This window comes from Sphingobacterium sp. UBA6320, from assembly GCF_002440335.1.
Taxonomy (GTDB): Bacteria; Bacteroidota; Bacteroidia; order Sphingobacteriales; family Sphingobacteriaceae; genus Sphingobacterium.
In genome coordinates this window covers 54,043-74,673 of the sequence record NZ_DJTA01000001.1, presented here as the reverse complement: position 1 = coordinate 74,673, position 20,631 = coordinate 54,043, and the positions used below count along the sequence as shown (strand labels likewise).

Below are 20,631 nucleotides of genomic sequence, written 5' to 3'. Positions count from 1 at the left end.
TCACCTATTTTTTTAAGCATTTAACGCAGATTCAAGTTCCATACTATAAAAATATTCTACCTGCTCCACCATTTTTTTACTGCCAATCACTATGGGAACACGCTGATGTAATTCTGTAGGTTGGATATCTAAGATACGATCACTACCAGTCGTAGCCTTTCCTCCCGCTTGTTCGATAATAAAAGCCATCGGGTTGCACTCATACATCAAGCGTAACTTTCCTTTAGGAAAGGATAACGTCTCAGGATAAATAAAAACTCCCCCACGAATCAAATTACGGTGAATGTCAGCAACCATAGAACCTATATAGCGCGAAGTATAAGGTCGATTGGTACCAGAGTCTTCGATTTGACAATATTTGATATAATTCTTGATCGCTTGCGGAAATTTGATGTAATTACCTTCATTAATCGAATAAATCTGTCCATGTTCCGGAATTTTCATATTGGGATGAGATAAACAAAACTCACCTATTGAAGGATCTAAAGTAAATCCATTCACGCCATTGCCCGTTGTATAAACGAGCATCGTTGATGAGCCATAAATTATATATCCAGCTGCCACTTGTTTTTTTCCTTGCTGTAGCAATTCATCTGCCATGGTTACTTGATCTGCACCTGCTCTTCTATAAATAGAAAAGATGGTCCCCACTGAAACATTCACATCTATATTTGATGATCCATCTAAGGGATCTATACAGACCATATATTTCGCATTTTTAGAAACATAATCATTGGATAGATCAATGCCTAACTCATGTTCCTCCGAAGCTAAATAACAGCACTCTCCCCCTCTTTGCAGCGCTGATATAAATTGAACATCGGCGTATACATCTAACTTTTGCTGTACCTCACCCTGTATATTCATATCGCCATGAGCGCCAAGTAAATCAGCTAACCCAGCTTTGTTCACTTCTCGATTAACCAACTTTGCTGCAATAGCGATATCGCGAAGTAATCGAGATAGCTCTCCTTTTGCAAATGGAAAATCTGCCTGCTTTTCAATAATAAATTGACCTAACGTTTTCATATATCAATTATTGATTTAAAATCACCTCTATATTAAACCGTTGTAAAGTAGGTATCTTGATACTTTTTAAAGTTATTTTCAAAAAGTGATTTGAGTGCCTTTGCCTGTTCGTCATAAGCCTCATCATTGTTCCACAGTTGTTTAGCCCCTAAAACCTGCTGTGGCACATCTTGACAAAATGTAGGGTATTTTAATCCAAATATGGGATGTACTTCCATTGGATACTCTTCCAGTTCGCCAGACAATGCTGCTTGAATCAAACTGCGTGTATAAGATAATTTGATTCTCCGACCGATACCATAAGGACCTCCAATCCACCCCGTATTCACCAACCAAACTTTTGTATCAGGATTTTTTTTCAATCGATCTCGCAGTAGTTCGGCATATTCCATAGGATGCAAAGGCATAAATGCTTGTCCAAAACAAGCTGAAAACGTCGCCGTTGGCTTTGAGACACCCATTTCCGTACCTGCCACCTTAGCCGTATAGCCATTAATAAAATAATACATCGCTTGTTCTACTGTCAGCTTTGAGATAGGAGGCAATACACCAAATGCATCCGCTGACAGAAAGAAAATATTATTAGGAGCATCAACCAATCTAACTTCCCTATAAGAGGAGATATAAGACAATGGGTATGAAACACGCATATTTTCAGTAATGCTATCATCCTGAAAATTAGGTATAGTCGTACCTTCATAAAATTTAATATTTTCTAAGAGTGAACCTGACTTAATTGCACCACAAATTTCTGGTTCATGCTTAGGGTCCAATCCTAAACATTTTGCGTAACAACCTCCTTCAAAATTAAATACACCACGGTCCGACCAACCGTGTTCGTCATCCCCTACCAAATAACGGTTTACATCTGCCGATAAAGTTGTCTTACCCGTACCACTTAAACCAAAAAATAAAGCGGTGTCACCATCTTTTCCTACATTAGCAGAACAGTGCATCGATAAAACTTCATCTTCAACTGGTAAAATAAAATTGAGAACTGAAAAAATACTCTTTTTAATTTCACCGGTGTAACCAGTACCAATAACCAAAACAACGTGACGGGTAAAATCAATAGCAACACAATTAGCAGCATGAAGTCCCAATTCCTGATGATTTGAAATTTGAAGATCAGAGGCGACTAGCACTGTCCAATCCACTTCCCTATTTTCAATATCAGGGTTTTCGATAAACATATTAGCAGCAAAAAGATCCTGAGTAGCTTTTGTGGATACAACCAGAATGTGTTTTGCTAGATCCTCACTCGATACAACTTGACAGTCTCTAACATAAAGTTCCTTAGCCGACAAATATTCGGTAGTCAAATCATACAATTCGTTAAAGGTTCCTTGAGTAATTGCTTGGTTAACTTCATTCCAAAAAACTCTGTTTTCAGTGATTTCATCTTTTACGATATATCGATCTTTTGGCGATCTTCCCGTAAATTTCCCAGTCAAAATATTCAAAGCTCCATTTTCGGCAAGAGAAGCTTCTCCTTTTTGGATAGCATGCGCAATAAGAGCAGTTCTATCCAATTGACAAAATACTTCCTTAGGTTGGTGGATTCCTAAAGTAGCTAACTGTTTAATCTTTGATAAAGTCATACTTTTGTTTTAAAATATTGTCCAAATCTAGCTAAATTTAATAGATAGATACAAACAAAATTTAGCTTATTGTTTAAATTACACAGATATAACTAAATGAAAAACAACAGTTTACAAATGCAAATAAAATTTAAATAATTTTAAAAGCTAAATTAAAACAAAAAATAAAAATTAAATAATGCTAAAATAAATTAGAATTTACAAGCCAAAACAGAGCCCTTGAAAATTATCTTAACAAGGGCTCATCAAAAACAGTAAATTTAAGTATTAACTTTGATTCATTAGTATTTGTTTCCTAAACAACTTATATTGTAATATTTCGTCCGATAGTTTGGCAACTGCATAACCAATAATAGTTATATCATCTACCCATCCCAAAACAGGAATTACATCTGGAATGGCATCTAATGGCGATATTACATATACAATAGTAGCAACAATGACAGATAAGTTCCACTTATTCATTTTATATTTACCTGCAAATGTATCTTTACACATAGCAATTAAAATTTGAAAGTCTTCTTTTCGAACATCTAATTTTTTTGCTTTTAACTCAGCAGCTTCTAAATCTGCTGTTGTAATTTTATGTTTTCTGAATCCTTCAAATAAAGCCAATGCTTTACCTAGAAATTGTTTCTTCATTTGTTTAAAATTATAAAAATCCACTAACTATGACTTTGACAGTGGATTAAAGTTTAATCTCAATACTCCAATAGGAAGTACGAAGTACATTATTTATTTTCAACAACGTACAAAAGTCTTATTATATTATTAAAATGTGCTAATATTGGCATAATCTTATTTATTATCAGTAGCTTTAGTAAGAAATGTTATTATTCACTTAAACATAACTGTTATGGCAAAAGAACAAAATGCAGTAAAGAATGATAAAAAGAAAGCTGAAAAGACGCTAAAAGAAAAACGAGCTGAAAAGAAAACAAAAAAAGCTAGTAAAAGCAAATCTGAATAAAATTAAAGTCCCTTCGCTTATTAAAGAAAAGGGACTTTAATTTTTATTTTAAACTTTAATTCAGATATTTTTTCATAGCTAATCTCAATCTATCATCATATCCATAAATATCTGGAAACTGCTCAATTTTATTATTTTCATCTAACCAAGTAGTATAGTAAGACAAGAAAACTGGGATACCTGTTTTCATTTTTACCCATCTGGAGTTGTTAATAGAGTCTTTTATTTCAGTTGCAATTTTAGCTGCTTCTTTTTCATTATTAACTAAAAAAGAGGCTAAGCTAGCTGGATCTTCTACACGAACACAACCATGACTTAGTGCACGGTTACTAGCTTTAAATTTTTGTTTAGCAGGTGTATCATGTAAATAAATGGCATAAGGATTTGCAAAAATAAACTTGATGTTTCCCAGTGAATTATCAAAACCGGGATTTTGTTTAAATTTAAAATTCTCGACGGAGTCAGCTTGCCAATTAATCGTATATGGATCTACAATTTGTCCTTTTAAATTGTAGACAACCATATTTCGACTTTCCAAATATCCTGGATTAGCCCGAACACTATTTAGTAATTCCTTCTTTACAATACTTTTAGGAATATTCCATACTGGATTTACTTGCATCCGATCTAGCGTGCCACTCATCATCGGTGTTTCATGATTTTGTCCTGTTTTAGAGAAGGCTTTATTTTCAGTTTCCCCTACGCAAACATTCATAATTTGCTTTATAGCACCATCTTCAATCATTCGCAATTTCATTTCTGGAATATTGACGAATACATATTTATCCGGAAAATCTTGTCCCATCCAGCGTAAACGTTCCATACTCATCAGCACATCAGTACGATTTTCCTTACTCAAATTTCCTGCTATCAAGAGTTGTTGAAACTTTTTGTAAAAACCATTTTTAGGATGGGCTTCTCGAGCGATCTGAGCAACATTTAACGTACTGTCCAACACCTGTTTTGCTTTCTTTAAAGTGTAACGATTATGCCCAACAAAATATCTTCCATAGAGTTTCTTAGGATTTACGAGTCCATTTTCGAGTATATTAAGATAGGCTACTAAAGCATCAGAAGAGAGAAGCTCTATTTTGGCCAATATCGTATAAGCTTCATTCAACTCTGTAATTTCCTTGCTTTGAAGACGATTAAGTGCCTTGCGAATTTCTTCTGTATGAAAAATTGAAGGATTAACACCATGTTCATCAGATTTTTCTAGATAATGCAACAATGTATCTGTACCACCAGTAAGTAATTGATTGTGAATCCATGTAAAACCCCGAGATGAATCAGCAATTTCACTCATCCATCTCGGATTAAATAAATGGGAATTTTTATTTTTCAATTCAATTTGAATGGCATTGAAGTAGGCAATACTATCAAAATCTTTAAATAGCTTTTGATCTAATGATGTCGCTAAAAGATCTCCAAAAGTAGGGGCCTTAGTTTGACAAGAGGTGAATGATAGTATAAATAAAAAATATACAAGCACTAAATTTCGCATAATATAATTAAGAAATTGCTTAAAAAGTCAAAGATAACAATGTTTCAAATGATATTACAATTAGTTAGTACAAGCCTAATTATTGTCAAATTCTCGCTACAACCATTCAAAAATAACAAAGCCTAAAATAGAATTATTTCAGGCTTTGTTAAACTTAAAAATAAACTTAAACCGTTTGCAAGTATTGTGCGTAGCAATATCCTTCTTCATTATCTTTAGTACGCACCAGCCACCACTGGTCATTTGCTTTACTAATCAACGTTATAATTTCGTCTTTAGCTGCTTTTCCTACAATAGGCTGATCCGTGCCAGGTCCTTTACGAATATTCAGATTTGAATTATCCGTAATAACCTTTACTTGGCTACCAGGGACCTCCGTAGCAACATTGACATCCATAACGACATCTCCAGCTGCAAAATTAGGATCTATATTTCCATATACTTCCCATAATTTATTTTTCACATCAGCAGATGGTGCTGTTCCTCTAATTTGAAGAACACCATCCTGTTCAACAAAATTTAAATCCGTAGTGCCCAATGATCTTGCAGTATCTAATAATACTTTATATTTTTCTTGTAAAGCCATGATATTCGAGTTTGAAATAATTATTTAGTTACAACTGCACTAAGGTCCACTTTCTTAGGATGTAAATTGTCCAAAGCCTGTTTTAACGTTACTAATTTTGCTTTTTCAATAGTTCCTGTCACGGTGATGACACCATCTTTCACGGTTGCTTGTACCGTCGGAAAATCTTTTGTCGCATCAACAATACCTTTCGCTAAAGATTCATCAACAGTATTAACAGATATTGCTGCTGGAGCCGTAACTTGCACTATAATATTATTAACAACAGATTTGATTGATTTATCAGCTGCTTTAACATCAGCCTCAATCTGTATTTTTTCAGCTTCTGAAGAAGCGAAACCTTCCAAAGTAACAACTCCATCTTTAACAGAAGTTGTGATACCTTGATGACCATTAATTACTGTTTCTACCTTTGCTTTCAAATCAGCATCAGAAACTTTAGATTTACAAGAAGGCATTGCAGCAACTAAAGTGCCCGCCATCATTAACATTGGGAATACTCTTTTTAACTTCATAATCACAGTTTTTATTATTTTTTAAAAGCCTAAATTATCCTATATAGATACTTAAAGTTAACAATTAAAAGAGTAAATGGTTTCGATTTAAATACTAATTTATAGAAAGTAGATGTTGTTCTACATGATTAAAGACAAATGACTCTCCGACCTTCTTTCTTAATAACAACTTTCCAATAGGAGATTGATTTGAGATAACGAATACCTTCTTATCATCGATCTTGACAACACCAATACTAATCGCAATAAAATAAATACCCAAATTAGTCTTCACAATACTGCCATTTTGAACAAAATCAGTATGGTTTGGTTCAACAAGATTATTTAATATTAACTCATCCTTTTTTGCCTCAGCAAGTTGCATCTGACATCTGGCAATGTCCTGTTGCATCATTTCACGCGTGGTCTCATATTTATCTCCTGCACTACTTTTGGTATCATCAGTACTTGCTTCATGAGCCGATTTTAAAGCCAATTCCAAATTTGCAATCCGATCTTCAACATGCATTTTACATGATTCCATTAGTGATGATCGTAGTAAAGTATAATCCTTCTCCATGATTGCAAACTAGGGATAAAGATTTAAAGAAAAAAATCAAAATTAAACTAACTAAAAAACAACAACATACAATTTAAATGAGCTCAAAAGGCCTTGAAATGCAAAAATAAATTTGGTTGCAACCTTAAAATTTGTACTTTTGTCGCGGAGAGCTGGCAGAGTGGTCGAATGCGGCAGTCTTGAAAACTGTTGACTGTCATAGGTCCGGGGGTTCGAATCCCTCGCTCTCCGCCAATAAAAAATAAAGCCCAAAGGAATTTGGGCTTTTGTTGTTAATAGACTTTTGGGAGCTTGCTCCAACAATAAGACATAAACAACAAAGTAAATGAACAAAGCGAATGGCTTTATTTTATGATGAAGCCTCCCCCCCCCCTTTAAGGGATCATGTAATAATCCCGAGCGCTTCGCATCCTAACAAGGAAAAAGTATTAAAACCCTACAAATTGTACAATTTGTAGGGTTTTTCTTTTGTTATCACACTATCAAATTGCTAGACAATTGCATAAATATTTAAATTAGCGATTGACAATGAAAAAAGAAGGAAGGAATTTCAGTACAAACTTTAAGTCAAAGGTTAACATAGAAGCTACTAATGAGCAACAGATTATTGAGTAGTTAGCGATTAAATATGAATTGTACCCAACGCAGATCAAAACCTTGAAACGGAAATGTTCTAGGTAATGCGGAATCCGCTTTTACTTCAGAGAAATCTTCCGTTCTTGATAATTCTAAGGAAAAGGAGCTCTATTCCAAGATTGGGGAGTTATAGATACAGGTGGATTTCAACCAATATCTCTTATTATTGGAATGGATTTCACTTGAAGCGCATGAAGTTGGATCTCGTCATCTCACCACAAAACGAACGATGGAAAGCCTTGCTGCACAACTATTAAAATCATTTTTCGCAAGTTTTACATAACGAAAATCTATAACAACTATATGATAGATTATAAAAACAAAAAAATTGTTTCAATTACACTATCGATAGAGTATCTCAGCACTTGGGGTGAATCCAAATAAATTTACTTTCTATTATAATTTTCAATCATTTTATATAGGACCAAGGTATCGCTTTCAATTTGACGAACCTTTCCGTTTATATCATATTCTATCCGTTTATCTCCAATTTGACGAACTCTACCATTGATATCGTATTCAACCCGCTCATCACCTATTTGACGAACTCTACCATTGATATCGTATTCAACCCGCTCATCACCTATTTGACGAACTCTACCATTGATATCATAATCAATCTGTTTATCTCCAATTTGGCGAACCCGATTGTGAATATCATAATCAATCCGCCTCTCTCCAATTTGGCGAACTCTATCATTGATATCATATTCAACCCGCTTATCACCGATTTGACGAACCCTATTGTGAATATCATATTCTATCCGTTTATCACCAATTTGTCTAACCCTGTCTTGGATATCGTATTCAACCCGCTCATCACCAATTTGCCTTACCCTGTCTTGGATATCGTATTCAACCCGCTCATCACCAATTTGCCTTACCCTGTCTTGAATATCATACTCTATTCGTTTATCCCCAATGCGGCTAATTCGATTGTGAATATCATACTCTATTCGATTATTATCAATTTTATTACCTCGTGAAAAAAGAAGCTCCATTAAAAACTTATTTTCATTACTATTCAATCGGTCTATCAATTGTGCTTGGACATTAATCGAAAAAAACAAAACAGAAAACAAAAACAACAACTTCTTCATCGTTAATAATTAAACATGTAATTTACTCTAATATCTCTCATCCTAAAAAGCTGACTCATACACTTTTCCTTTACTCATATCCTCTCAAAAAATACATCACAACGCCTTTCGTTACCGTGCAAGGTAACGAAATAAATAGAAAAATGTTAACTTATAGCAACCTTAAAGACATCTTTACTTTGATAAATAATTTAAGACGGCTTAAATTTCACTGCTTAAATTTTAGAATTTGTATGTATCGCCATTTTTTCACGTTTTTAGAACAGTACTGATCTTTCTTATTTCGTTTTTTCATATGCTAATAAAAAACCTTATATTTAGTTAACAATTACAACCTATTATATAAAACGACCTTTATTCTAATGACAAAACTAATTATTCTCCTTTCAGGCTTATTCATCAGTAATATGCTATCTGCTCAATCTTTAAAAGAGAATTTTAAACCAGCAACAACTAATCAACCAGGACAACTCTTCCCACAGGTTAACTCGCAGGGGTACGCCAGATTTAAAATACACGCACCAAAAGCAGACAGTGTACGGGTAAGCTTAGGTTTAGGCGGAGGAAGTGGCACAGTCCTACAAAAACAAAATGATGGATTCTTTACAGGCACTACAGAAGGTCCAATGGATGAAGGATTCCATTACTATAACATTACGGTAGATGGAGGAAAATTCAACGATCCAGGATCGATGAATTACTATGGATCTGTACGCTGGGAAAGTGGGATAGAAATTCCAGCACCTGATGAAGATTTTTATGCAGTCAAAGATGTGCCGCATGGACAGGTATCTCAAATATTATTCCCCTCCCCTAGTACAAACACTTCTCGTAGAGCATTTGTCTATACACCGCCAAGCTATAGTAAAGACATCAATAAGCGGTATCCCGTTTTATATCTACAACACGGTTGGGGTGAAGATGAAACGGCGTGGTCTAATCAAGGAAAAGCAAATCTAATCATGGATAATATGATTGCCGAAGGAAAAATAAAACCATTCATCATTGTCATGACCTATGGTATGACTAATGAAGTGAAATGGGGAAAAATCAATGAATTTAAAATCGAAGAATTCGAAACCGTTTTAATTAAAGAACTAATACCTTATGTCGATGCTAACTTTAGAACATTAACGGATAAGACAAACCGTGCCATGGCGGGATTATCAATGGGTGGAATGGAGACAAAAATGATCACACTACGTAATCCAAAAGTCTTCGCACACTACGCATTATTAAGTGGAGGTACATACGCCGCATCCGATTTAGCTCATAAACCGGATGTAAAACTGATATTTCTCAGTTCTGGCAGTAGAGAAAATCCAGATAGAGTAAAACAAGCGGTTGATGAACTAAAAAAAGCTGGCGTTAACGCCGTGTCTTACGTATCACCAAATACTGGACATGAATTTCAGACTTGGCGCCGTAGCTTGCGCGAACTAGCACCGCTGTTATTTAAATAACATCATTTGATGGGTAATGGCGATCTGCCCATATTCTCCCTGATAGAATATGAGCAGATTTCAAACTTTATTTGAAATAAAGAAACATGAACTAAAAAAATACAAATCGTGATATTAGAAGTCGCCATATTAAAGGTAAAATCTGGAAGATCCAAACAATTTGAACTGGATTTTCAAATAGCAGAACAATACATATCTTCCATTAAGGGATATATAAAACATTCACTGATGAAATGTTTAGAAGTAGATAATCAATATATCTTATTGGTTGAATGGGTTTCCGTCGAAGCGCATGAAATCGGATTCCGTCAGTCATCACAATACCAAAAATGGAAAACCTTATTGCATGACTATTACGATCCTTTTCCGCAAGTTTTGCACTATGAAGATTTAAATAGAAAAATATAGTAGATTTTAACAACAGCAACCGTTCATCTGGCCAATCTATTACAGAAGAAATATAAATAGTGTATGCGAAACATCATTTTAAATAAATACTGGGAGGAATTTCAGCATGAAATGCCGGAATATAAAAAGTTAGAAATTCCACAGTCTTATTACTTTTGTGACAATGCAAAGGATGCACACGAATGTGCCGAACTTGTACGAAAAGGTATTAAACGAGCTACAACACATTCCTTATCTGGGTTGGAAATAAATAAAGAGAAACTACCTGCTATCGGAGACCTGTCTATCGTCACCGATTGGCATGGAATGCCCAAAGCAATCACCAAAACCGTTAAAGTAGAGATTGTAAAATATAAAGATATCATAGCTGAATATGCTTTCATTGAAGGTGAAGGAGACAGAAGTTTAAGCTATTGGCAAAGGGTTCATTGGGATTATTACACAAGAGAACTGAGTGATCTCGGCTTAAAACCTTTTCAGGACATGAAACTTGTCTGCGAATACTTTGAGACAATTTGGCAAAAAAAATAAAACCCAAAGCAATTTGGGCTTTTGTTGTTTATAGCGTCCCCTCCTGAACTTGATCAAACAAAAAAACATTCACAACAGAAGAAATAAGCAAAGCGGATAGCTTTGGTTAATGATTTTTAACCTCCCCCCTTTACAGGATCATGTACTTATCCCTAACACTCCGCAGAAACCTTGATCCGTTCGACTAAGATTTTTTGCCATATCTTTTCATTTACTATTCCGAACGATAAATAGCAATTCCATATTCGCAAGAAAAATTTGGACGCTCTTCTTAGACTACCGTGTATGACTATGGTCTTTTACAGGCAATAAATAATTCTATTAATGCGATCACCTTAATAAGCTAATATCATATTGGAGCCATATTCTTATCAAAACCAGTATTTATTATATTATTCTACGGGAATAATAGAGGTTATATAGAGTTTTACCTATATCAACCCTATAGGAACCCTCTATAATTACACTATTATAACTTTATGATTGATCAATATGATGCAGCCTTAATGCTGAGTAATACTACACAATATCACTGTCGTATTGGACCTCTCAATCTTAAATAATAGACAAATCAACACGTCTAAGCAAATGGCATAATATCCATTAAAAAATATAAGATCACAGGTCTGTAATAGAGTAATTACGGAAGACTTTGAGGTGAATATGGGAAATAGAATAAAAATATTCGTTGACTTGACGATTATGGATAACAAATTAAAAAGATGTAAAAACAAGTGTTATTGCGACTGAAGTTTTAATCGATAATCATAACAAGGATAAATATAATAAAAACACCCATTTGTAACAATGAAGCACAAATGGGTGTTTTTTATTAAAAAGAATCTTAATCCTTAAGATTACTCAGCGCTTTTATACTTTTTTTGGAGGAAGGTCGAAAGCGATCGCTTCATGTTCAAAATGTCCATTATGAGCACCATCGCAAAAAGGTTTATTCTTGGATAATCCACAACGACAGATGGAGAGCACTGTTCTGCCCTGTAAACCATAAGCATCTCCATTTCTATCAACGATTTCGAAATCACCTTCTATTTTTACCGAACCATTATTATTGATCGTAAGTTTTGTCTTTGACATAGCTATTTTATAAATATTTTCCTATACAAACCTAGGAATAATCAAATGACTTTTTGCAATTTACTAGCTATTTAGAAGCGTTCCTTTTAATCTAATTAAATTAGGGTCTGTAATGATATAACTGACACCTGATTTATTAAACTCTTATATGATCCCATATAATGAGCCGCCTTTTGCCCCTAAATTATCCACTCTTTTCTCTACTGCAGGATCCTTAATCAAATCTGGCGCATGGTGTGGTTTACGTCTAGCATCAATAATAAGAGGTCCGTGACAACCCCAATGTTTGTATTTGGTAAAACTATTGACACCGTAAATATCATATGCTGGGTTTGATCTAGTAAAAGTGACCCAAACAAAATTATTCTCATTTGCTGCCGTAAAGTCTGCATCATCAGCCAAGACAATCATCTGAATTCCTGAAAATTCTTCATCTTTCATAGCATCACACCAGTTTTTTAAGATCGTTTCTTCCTGTTCATAAGATGTAAATGCTGCTCCATCGACTACAACAATTCCCGGCATAGCCATTTTAACATTGTTAAATGGCCTTGGGATCGCTAAACCAGCCGGAATCTCCTTACTTAACGATCTTTTCTTTGAACCTGCGGCCGCAAAAACAACCTTTGATCCAGCATTGAGTCCATCTCCAGAATAATCTAGAGTATCTATGGTTGTATTGGTATGAAAGTGCAAATCTCGCGTTAAATCAATTCTTTCCAACATATGCATAAAAAATCCTGCAACATTATAAATATCCAATGATGGATCATCTTCAATTGCTGCTATAAATAAATACTTTGCCAAACTCAGCTGATTTTTACCTAAAGCTTGACTTGCGATAGTCAAAATTTCTTGCGGACGATCTACTTTTTGATAAGGTGTATAACTTTCTCGACCTATCGCAAAAAGCAATGGATGTACTCCTGCAGCATCTACAGCATGGACCGCTTGCAAACCATTGATCTCTTTAGGGATAGCTGCTCCTGTAATTTCATGGATCAAATTACCAAAACTAGTGTCCTCCTGAGGAGGCCTTCCGACAACTGTAAATGACCAGATAGGATCCTTCTTGTGATAGACGTTATGAACCTTCATCAATGGAAAAGGATGTGTCAAACTATAATAACCGATATGATCACCAAATGGTCCCTCAGGTTTCGTTTCATTCGGATAAACAGTACCCGTTATAACAAAGTCAGCATCTGAAGAGACACAAAAACCTTCCTTATCATAGAAATAACGAAATCTACGATTACCTAAAGCTCCGGCAAAAATCATTTCAGATAATCCCTCAGGCAAAGGCATAACTGCTGAAAGCGGATGTGACGGTGGACCACCAATGAAAATACTGACTTTTAGAGGTTTTCCTAATTGATTTGCTTTCTGCTGATGAATACCAATCCCCCGATGCAATTGGTAATGTAGACCAATTTCCTTATCTTGAATATAATCATTACCCGAAAGCTGTATACGATACATACCAAGATTAGCCTGCATAATACCCGGTTTCGTAATATCCTCGGTATAAACCTGAGGCATAGTCACAAAAGCTCCGCCATCCATAGGCCAGTTAATTATCTGAGGAAGCTTGCTAATTGCTGTTTTTCCATATAAAATGGGAGCATTAGTTTTCTTTTTCCAGGGCAACGCTCCTAGTGCAACAGCGGAAGAACTTAAATATTTGAATGGATTTTTTAAGACCGATGTAGGATCCATTTTGACATCGACCAATTTTTTTATATGGTCAAGTGTATCTCTAAACATAAATTTAGAGCGATTCAAAGTGCCAAATAGATTTGAAACAGCAGGAAAATCAGAACCTTTTATATTTTCAAAATATAAAGCTGGACCCTCGACGTCATATACACGCATATGTATTGACGCCATCTCAAGATAAGGATCTACCTCCTCCTTGATACGAATTAGATGTCCATGCTGCTCTAAGTCGGCAACACACTCTGCTAAACTTTTATACCCCATAACGCCCTCTTTTTATTATTCTACTACAAAAATAACAGAATAATTGGCAGGATAAAGTTTAAATGACACCTTCAGTAATATTATTTATCAATCAAAAAATTACGATGCATACTTGTAAAAGTAAAATGAACTTTGCTAGACCAACTTGTATTGTCAACGTCAGACTCATACTTCATAATCCGTCGAAATTCATCAAAATTTTCTTTATGGATATTGTAAAAACGGGTATAAAATAATTTAACCATCCACTTGCTAATAGAGACCGTTCGGTACGTTCCACCTGGATGATTTACTTGCATATAACGCGAGAAAAGTTGCTTATAATCTAAACACTCGTCCCCACCTAAATAAATAACTTCACTAATAAAATCATGCTTCCACGGCATTACCCTAATCCAACGGTAAACATCCAATAAGGATATGGGGCTAAATTTGAGACTACCGATATGGTTCCAGTAAGGAATATATCTACTCTTAGCCAATTTGCTAAAAATATCACTTAAAATTGTACCCTTTCCAATTGCACTACTTTTCAATACCACCGTATATTTGACCCTAAATTCTTCAAATAATGTTTGAATAGCATCTATATAAGAAGAATCCATCAATTGAGCCATGTATACAATTCGATCACAAGAATTTTGCTTACACACTTCAATAAAATTACGGAGTGAAATAAGTTCCATCTGCATATTCAATGGATCGTTCAATCCTGGGACCTGAGTAAAGTATATTCCTAATTGCAGATCTTCTAGATAAAAATCTTTGGGTAGCGTGTTAGTCTTAAATAAATCAATTTCAAATAAATCTGCGGTCACAGATTCATCCAATCTTTTGTTAAAAATTTTCAAATTCCGCACTAGCCCCGTAACCTTAAATTCATCACTATGTAGATGGCTAACAGCTCGTCTTCCCAAATACGTATTTAAACCTGTAATTAATACATCCATCAATGAATTATTAAAATTTCTTTTATCACAAATTAAACAAATAAAATACAGTAAGGTTTAATTGAAACCGTTTTTTTACATTTTTAGTTATTGTCCTTTTATTGTCAATATGTCAATAATGTCAATAAAACAAACAATAACCTTATATATTTGTACATCCTATATGCTTTCTTGGGGGAAATAGTACAACAAAATTATATCTGTATGGAAAAAAGGGCTGCGTTGATTTGGTTTAGAAATGATTTAAGGCTTCATGACAATGAAGTATTCTTAGAAGCATCCTCAAAAAGTACCTTTATCATACCTGTATTTTGTTTCGACCCTAGATATTACGCTAAAAATCAATATGATTTTCTAAATACCAATGTAATAAGAGCTGCTTTTCAGTTAGAAACAGTAAAAGCACTGAAAGAAAAATTACAATCTCTTGGTAGTGATTTAATCACTTTTGTCGGATATCCAGAAGATATCATACCGCGTATTGCTCAAAAATATGAAGTAGATGAAGTGTATCATCATCGTGAGGTTGCTCATAGAGAAACAACAATTTCTGAAAAAGTTGAGGAAGAACTCTGGAAAAGTAGAATTAATTTAAAACATATTATTGGTCATACATTATATCACAAAGAGGATCTACCTTTTCCGATCCGTGATATTCCAAATTCTTTTGCAACATTCAAAAAGAAAATAGAACGTGAAAGTTTTGTGCGAAATACCGCAGACTATCCAACTAATTTCATGACTGCTCCACATCTCGAAAAAACAGCCCTTCCCACTTTAGAAGAATTAGGCTATAGCCCTGAGGAAATTGTTCTTGTCAGTAATAAATTAATCGAAGGTGGAGAAGATTTAGGTCTAGAGACGATGCAAATGATATTAGATGATCCACGAGGTTCAGAACATGATTACACATTGTTATCACCTTTTATAGCTTTAGGATCATTATCGCCAATTAAATTATACCATGAAATCAAAAAAAGAGAAAATGGCAAGAAAAGCAAGCGTTTTGATAAAATCATAGATATGTTGCTCTGGAGAGATTATTTTAGATTCATGCTAAAAAAATATCCAAATGTATTCTTTAAAGAAAAAGGATTTAAGAAAGAGCAGATTATGAGTAAGAACGATCAATTGCTTTTTGACAAATGGCGATTTGGAGAAACAGAAAATGAATTTGTTAACCAAAGCATGCAACTACTTCAAAAAACAGGATATTTACCTTACTTCGCCCGAATTATTGTTTCTAGCTATTTGGTACAAGAATACAATATCAATTGGTTGAAGGGCGCGTATTGGTTTGAACAAAATATATTTGATTATTCGCCAGCCACTAATTACGGCAACTGGTCACATATAGCAGGCGTAGGCACAAGCGAGAAAGATAATATGCCGATAGATTGGCAAAAACTCATTAACACGCATTACCCAAAAGGCATTCAAGTTCCAGAAGATTATTTAGGACAAATAAATTAATGTCCTTTTTGAATAAATAAAAGATTATCGATGTTTTATCGTCATAATTCTAATCTTTATTAAAACGACATTAAAATTTATATTCCTCGCTAAAATAATCAATTACAGTACCTAAAACTCTATTTTTATTCCTAACTTTGACACATTCATATTTTTTCAAATAGATGGACAAACTTACATATTTGAGTAACGCCGATTCGAGCTATATCGACGGGTTATATCAAGCGTACAAACAAGATCCAGAATCCGTAGATTTTGGCTGGCAAAAATTTTTCGAAGGTTTTGACTTTGGTCAAAACGCAGGTGAAAGTGTTGGTGTTTCAGCAGATGCAACACCAGATCATGTTTTAAAGGAAATAAATGTATTGAACATGATTAATGGCTACAGAGATCGTGGTCATTTATTTACACAAACAAATCCGGTACGTGAGCGTCGCAAATATTACCCTGGAAAAGAATTAGAAACATTTGGTCTTTCTGAAGCAGACATGGACACCATTTTTAATGCTGGTGTTGAAGTTGGCCTAGGTCCAGCCAAATTGAAAGATATCAGACAACTCATCGAGGACACTTACTGTCGTTCGATTGGTGCAGAATTCAAATACATCCGTAACCCTGAAAAAATTAAGTGGTTACAAGATCGTATGGAAGCTGACCGCAACAAACCAACGTATTCTTTAGACATCAAAAAAAGAATCTTAGATAAATTAAATCATGCAGTTGCTTTTGAGAGTTTCTTAGGAACAAAGTTCTTAGGTCAAAAACGTTTCTCATTAGAAGGTGCAGAAAGTTTAATTCCTGCTTTAGATGCCGTTATTGAAAAAGGTTCAGAATTAGGTATCCAAGAATTTGTTATTGGAATGGCCCATCGCGGTCGTTTAAATGTTTTGACGAATATCATGGGTAAACCTTACAAAACTGTTTTCTCAGAATTTGAAGGTAAAACTTATGCTGAAGATCCCGAAGTAAACTTTGGTGGTGATGTTAAATATCACTTAGGTTATTCGACAGATGTTAAAACCGATGATGGTAAAACAATACACTTAAGTTTAGCACCCAATCCGTCACACTTGGAAACAGTAGATCCGATTGTTGAAGGTTTGGTCCGTTCAAAGATTGACATGAAGTATGAGGGAGATTCTTCAAAAATCGCTCCTATTGCTATTCATGGTGATGCTGCTATTGCAGGACAAGGTGTGGTGTACGAAGTAACACAAATGTCTAAATTAGATGGTTACAAAACTGGTGGTACTATCCATATTGTTATCAACAACCAAATTGGTTTTACAACAAACTATAAAGACGCAAGATCAGGAACTTACTGTACTGATGTAGCAAAAATAACTTCTTCTCCTGTATTTCACGTAAATGGTGATGATGCTGAAGCATTAGTATATGCAATTAAATTAGCGGTAGAATATCGTCAAAAATACAAAACTGACGTTTTCATTGACTTGCTATGTTACAGAAGATTTGGTCATAATGAGGCTGATGAACCGAAGTTCACACAACCATTATTATATAAACTCATCGAAAAGCATCCTAATCCAAAAGAGGTTTATGCTAAAAAATTAATTGATGAGGGAAGCATAGACGAATCTTACTCTAAAAAAATTGAGAAAGAATTCAAAGCTGTTTTACAAGAAAAACTAGAGGAATCTAAGGAAGTTGTTAACTTAACAGAAGAAACTCCAATGTTTTCCGGCGCTTGGAAAGGTTTACGTCCTGCTAAAAAAGGAGAATCTTTTGCACCTGTCAAAACTCATGTTTCTGATGAGACATTTTTGCAATTGGCGAAAGAGATTACAACACTTCCAACTGATAAAACGTTCTTCCGTAAAATTTCACGCTTGTTCGAAGATCGTGCTAAGATGATTGAAAAAGATTCTTACGATTGGGCAATGGGTGAATTAATGGCTTACGCTACATTATTAAATGAAGGAAGTCGTGTTCGTATTTCTGGTCAAGACGTGCAACGTGGTACATTCTCCCACAGACATGCAGTGTTGACATTGGAAAACTCGGAAGAGACTTATACACCTTTGGCAAATATCACTGGTGGAGACAAATTCTCAATCTACAACTCTCTTCTTTCTGAATATGCAGTATTAGGTTTTGAATATGGTTATGCTTCTGCTAATCCGCATGCATTAACAATATGGGAAGCTCAATTTGGAGATTTCTATAATGGTGCACAGATCATCGTGGATCAATATTTATCATCTGCTGAAACCAAATGGAAGCGTTCAAATGGGTTAGTGATGTTATTACCTCACGGTATGGAAGGACAAGGCCCAGAGCACTCTTCTGCTCGTATCGAAAGATTCTTAGAGCTTTGTGCTAATGAAAACTTAATCCTAGCAAATTGTACTACACCAGCTAACTACTTTCACTTATTACGTCGTCAACAAGTTCGCGAATTCCGTAAACCATTAGTAGCATTTACACCAAAATCTTTATTACGTCACCCTAAAGTAGTATCACCATTAAAAGATTTTACTTCAAATACATTCCAAGAAGTAATTGATGATACTAATGTAAACGCAAAAGATGTAAAACGAGTATTGTTCTGTTCTGGTAAAGTATATTATGATTTATTAGAGAAACAAGAAGTTGACAAACGTAAAGATATTGCCATTGTGAGATTGGAACAACTATTCCCTATTCCTGAGGAACAATTGAAGGCAATTCGCAAAAAATATAATAAAGCAACTCAATTTGTGTGGGTTCAGGAAGAAAACGAAAATATGGGAGCTTGGTCTTACTATTGTCGTAAACTAATGAATACCGAAATTGCTTTCACTGGTTTTGTTGCACGTAAAGAAAGTGGAAGTACAGCAACAGGCTACATGAAACAACACGTAGCACAACAAGCTGAAATTTTAAATAAATCATTCGAATAAAAACTATTTTTATCCAATTGCGTCTTTTATCAAAAAGACGCAATTGTCTGTAAAGAACATTATATATGAGCTTAGAAATTAAAGTACCAACCGTAGGTGAATCCATTACTGAGGTAACCTTGTCACAGTGGTTGAAACAAGATGGCGATTACGTTGAAATGGACGAAAACATCGCGGAATTGGAATCTGACAAAGCAACTTTCGAATTACCAGCTGAAAAAGCAGGTATCTTAAGAATCATTGCTCAAGAAGGAGATACTTTAGAAATTGGTGCTGTAGTATGTACTATCGAAGAAGGTGGTGCTCCTACTGGTGATGCAAAACCTGCTGCTGCTGAAGAAAAAGCGAGTGCACCTGCCGCAACAGCAAATGTAGCTGATGAGAATCCTGATTCTTATGCTGCTGGTACAGCTTCTCCCGCTGCGGCAAAAATTTTAAGAGAAAAAGGAATTGATCCTGCAACTATTAAAGGCACAGGTAAAGAAGGGCGTATCACAAAAGAAGATGCTGAAAAAGCACAAGTAGCTCCTAAAGCTGTTGCGCCTGCTAAAGAAGCTCCGAAAGCTGCTGCTCCGGTTGCTGTAGCTGGTTCTCGTAATGAGCGTCGTGAAAAAATGACTTCTCTACGCAAAACGATTGCAAAACGTTTAGTTTCTGTAAAAAATGAAACGGCTATGTTAACGACTTTTAATGAAGTCAACATGCAGCCGATCATGGATTTACGCGCTAAATACAAAGATACCTTTAAAGAAAAACATGGTGTAGGTCTTGGATTTATGTCATTTTTCACTAAAGCAGTAACAACTGCTTTAAAAGAGTGGCCTGCTGTAAATGCTAGAATCGAAGAAAACGAATTGGTATATTCTGATTTTGCAGATATTTCAATTGCAGTTTCTGCTCCTAAAGGACTTGTAGTTCCTGTACTTAGAAATGCGGAATCGATGTCATTACATGAAATCGAAAAAGGAATTGGAGCATTAGCTGTAAAAGCACGTGACAATAAATTAACGATTGATGAAATGACTGGTGGTACATTTACTATCACTAATGGTGGTGTATTTGGTTCAATGATGTCAACTCCGATTATCAATGCTCCTCAATCTGCTATTTTAGGTATGCACAATATCATTCAACGTCCAGTTGCTGAAAATGGTCAAGTGGTCATCCGTCCAATGATGTATATCGCTCTTTCTTATGATCACCGTGTTATTGATGGTCGTGAGTCTGTAAGCTTCTTAGTACGTGTAAAACAACTATTAGAAGATCCTGCTCGTTTATTATTAGAAGTGTAATAAAGTAGCTTATACATAAAAAAATCCCGATGT

The 20,631-nt window shown here is 34.9% G+C and carries 17 protein-coding genes and 1 tRNA gene; 7 read left to right on the top strand and 11 right to left on the bottom strand.

All coding sequences use genetic code 11. The features are described 5' to 3' along the window. Positions 1-12: 12 nt before the first annotated feature. The 7 genes from fbp to B3P23_RS00315 form a co-directional block, all read right to left on the bottom strand. The gene (fbp, locus tag B3P23_RS00345; protein ID WP_045755134.1) at positions 13-1,029 is read right to left on the bottom strand and encodes a class 1 fructose-bisphosphatase; all 1,017 of its coding nucleotides are present in this window, start codon (positions 1,027-1,029) and stop codon (positions 13-15) included. A 32-nt stretch (positions 1,030-1,061) separates the two neighbouring features. Continuing rightward, positions 1,062-2,630: a phosphoenolpyruvate carboxykinase (ATP) gene (pckA, locus tag B3P23_RS00340; RefSeq protein WP_293923529.1), complete on the bottom strand. Its 1,569-nt coding sequence runs from the start codon at positions 2,628-2,630 to the stop codon at positions 1,062-1,064. Positions 2,631-2,897: 267 nt separating this feature from the next. Further along, positions 2,898-3,272: a YkvA family protein gene (locus tag B3P23_RS00335; protein WP_045755133.1), complete on the bottom strand. Its 375-nt coding sequence runs from the start codon at positions 3,270-3,272 to the stop codon at positions 2,898-2,900. Between the two features lie 383 nt (positions 3,273-3,655). Beyond that, positions 3,656-5,104, bottom strand: a complete 1,449-nt coding sequence (locus tag B3P23_RS00330) for a L,D-transpeptidase family protein (protein ID WP_293923527.1) — start codon at positions 5,102-5,104, stop codon at positions 3,656-3,658. Positions 5,105-5,270: 166 nt separating this feature from the next. Next, positions 5,271-5,690 (bottom strand): SH3 domain-containing protein, encoded by a 420-nt coding sequence (locus B3P23_RS00325; protein ID WP_293923525.1) that lies wholly within the window; start codon positions 5,688-5,690, stop codon positions 5,271-5,273. 20 nt (positions 5,691-5,710) lie between these two features. Next, positions 5,711-6,205, bottom strand: a complete 495-nt coding sequence (locus B3P23_RS00320; RefSeq protein WP_045755130.1) for a BON domain-containing protein — start codon at positions 6,203-6,205, stop codon at positions 5,711-5,713. Between the two features lie 94 nt (positions 6,206-6,299). After that, positions 6,300-6,728 carry a GreA/GreB family elongation factor gene (locus B3P23_RS00315; protein WP_052627761.1) on the bottom strand — a complete coding sequence of 143 codons (429 nt, stop codon included), beginning with the start codon at positions 6,726-6,728 and terminating at the stop codon, positions 6,300-6,302. Between the two features lie 182 nt (positions 6,729-6,910). Between B3P23_RS00315 and B3P23_RS00310 the strand changes: the two genes are divergently transcribed. Beyond that, positions 6,911-6,998 (top strand) — tRNA-Ser (locus B3P23_RS00310). Between the two features lie 788 nt (positions 6,999-7,786). Here B3P23_RS00310 and B3P23_RS00305 read toward each other — a convergent pair. After that, entirely contained in the window at positions 7,787-8,500 is a 714-nt protein-coding gene (locus B3P23_RS00305) for a hypothetical protein (protein WP_293923522.1), read from the bottom strand. Positions 8,501-8,862: 362 nt separating this feature from the next. Here B3P23_RS00305 and B3P23_RS00300 point away from each other — a divergent pair, with 362 nt between their 5' ends. The 3 genes from B3P23_RS00300 to B3P23_RS00290 all read left to right on the top strand — a co-directional run bounded on the left by B3P23_RS00300 (position 8,863) and on the right by B3P23_RS00290 (position 10,902). Further along, on the top strand, positions 8,863-9,963 hold the full coding sequence (locus tag B3P23_RS00300; protein ID WP_293923520.1) for an alpha/beta hydrolase-fold protein: 1,101 nt from the start codon (positions 8,863-8,865) through the stop codon (positions 9,961-9,963). Between the two features lie 108 nt (positions 9,964-10,071). After that, positions 10,072-10,371, top strand: coding sequence for an antibiotic biosynthesis monooxygenase family protein (locus tag B3P23_RS00295; protein WP_045754147.1), 300 nt, complete (start codon positions 10,072-10,074; stop codon positions 10,369-10,371). Between the two features lie 63 nt (positions 10,372-10,434). Continuing rightward, the gene (locus B3P23_RS00290) at positions 10,435-10,902 is read left to right on the top strand and encodes an ASCH domain-containing protein (RefSeq protein ID WP_094772827.1); all 468 of its coding nucleotides are present in this window, start codon (positions 10,435-10,437) and stop codon (positions 10,900-10,902) included. A gap of 870 nt (positions 10,903-11,772) precedes the next feature. Here the strand turns inward: B3P23_RS00290 and B3P23_RS00285 are convergent. The 3 genes from B3P23_RS00285 to B3P23_RS00275 form a co-directional block, all read right to left on the bottom strand. Next, positions 11,773-11,997: a CDGSH iron-sulfur domain-containing protein gene (locus B3P23_RS00285; protein WP_038696638.1), complete on the bottom strand. Its 225-nt coding sequence runs from the start codon at positions 11,995-11,997 to the stop codon at positions 11,773-11,775. A 144-nt stretch (positions 11,998-12,141) separates the two neighbouring features. Then, positions 12,142-13,980, bottom strand: coding sequence for a UbiD family decarboxylase (locus tag B3P23_RS00280; protein ID WP_094772828.1), 1,839 nt, complete (start codon positions 13,978-13,980; stop codon positions 12,142-12,144). A gap of 80 nt (positions 13,981-14,060) precedes the next feature. Then, entirely contained in the window at positions 14,061-14,930 is an 870-nt protein-coding gene (locus B3P23_RS00275; protein ID WP_248754565.1) for a hypothetical protein, read from the bottom strand. Positions 14,931-15,134: 204 nt separating this feature from the next. On the opposite strand from B3P23_RS00275, the gene B3P23_RS00270 reads away from it, so the two are divergent. From B3P23_RS00270 to odhB, 3 genes are all read left to right on the top strand, one after another. Then, entirely contained in the window at positions 15,135-16,403 is a 1,269-nt protein-coding gene (locus B3P23_RS00270; RefSeq protein WP_045755350.1) for a deoxyribodipyrimidine photo-lyase, read from the top strand. Between the two features lie 164 nt (positions 16,404-16,567). Continuing rightward, a complete protein-coding gene (locus B3P23_RS00265; RefSeq protein ID WP_045753212.1) occupies positions 16,568-19,306 on the top strand; it encodes a 2-oxoglutarate dehydrogenase E1 component in 2,739 nt (912 codons plus the stop codon). Between the two features lie 65 nt (positions 19,307-19,371). Next, the gene (odhB, locus tag B3P23_RS00260; RefSeq protein WP_094772829.1) at positions 19,372-20,598 is read left to right on the top strand and encodes a 2-oxoglutarate dehydrogenase complex dihydrolipoyllysine-residue succinyltransferase; all 1,227 of its coding nucleotides are present in this window, start codon (positions 19,372-19,374) and stop codon (positions 20,596-20,598) included. The last annotated feature ends 33 nt before the right edge of the window (positions 20,599-20,631 follow it).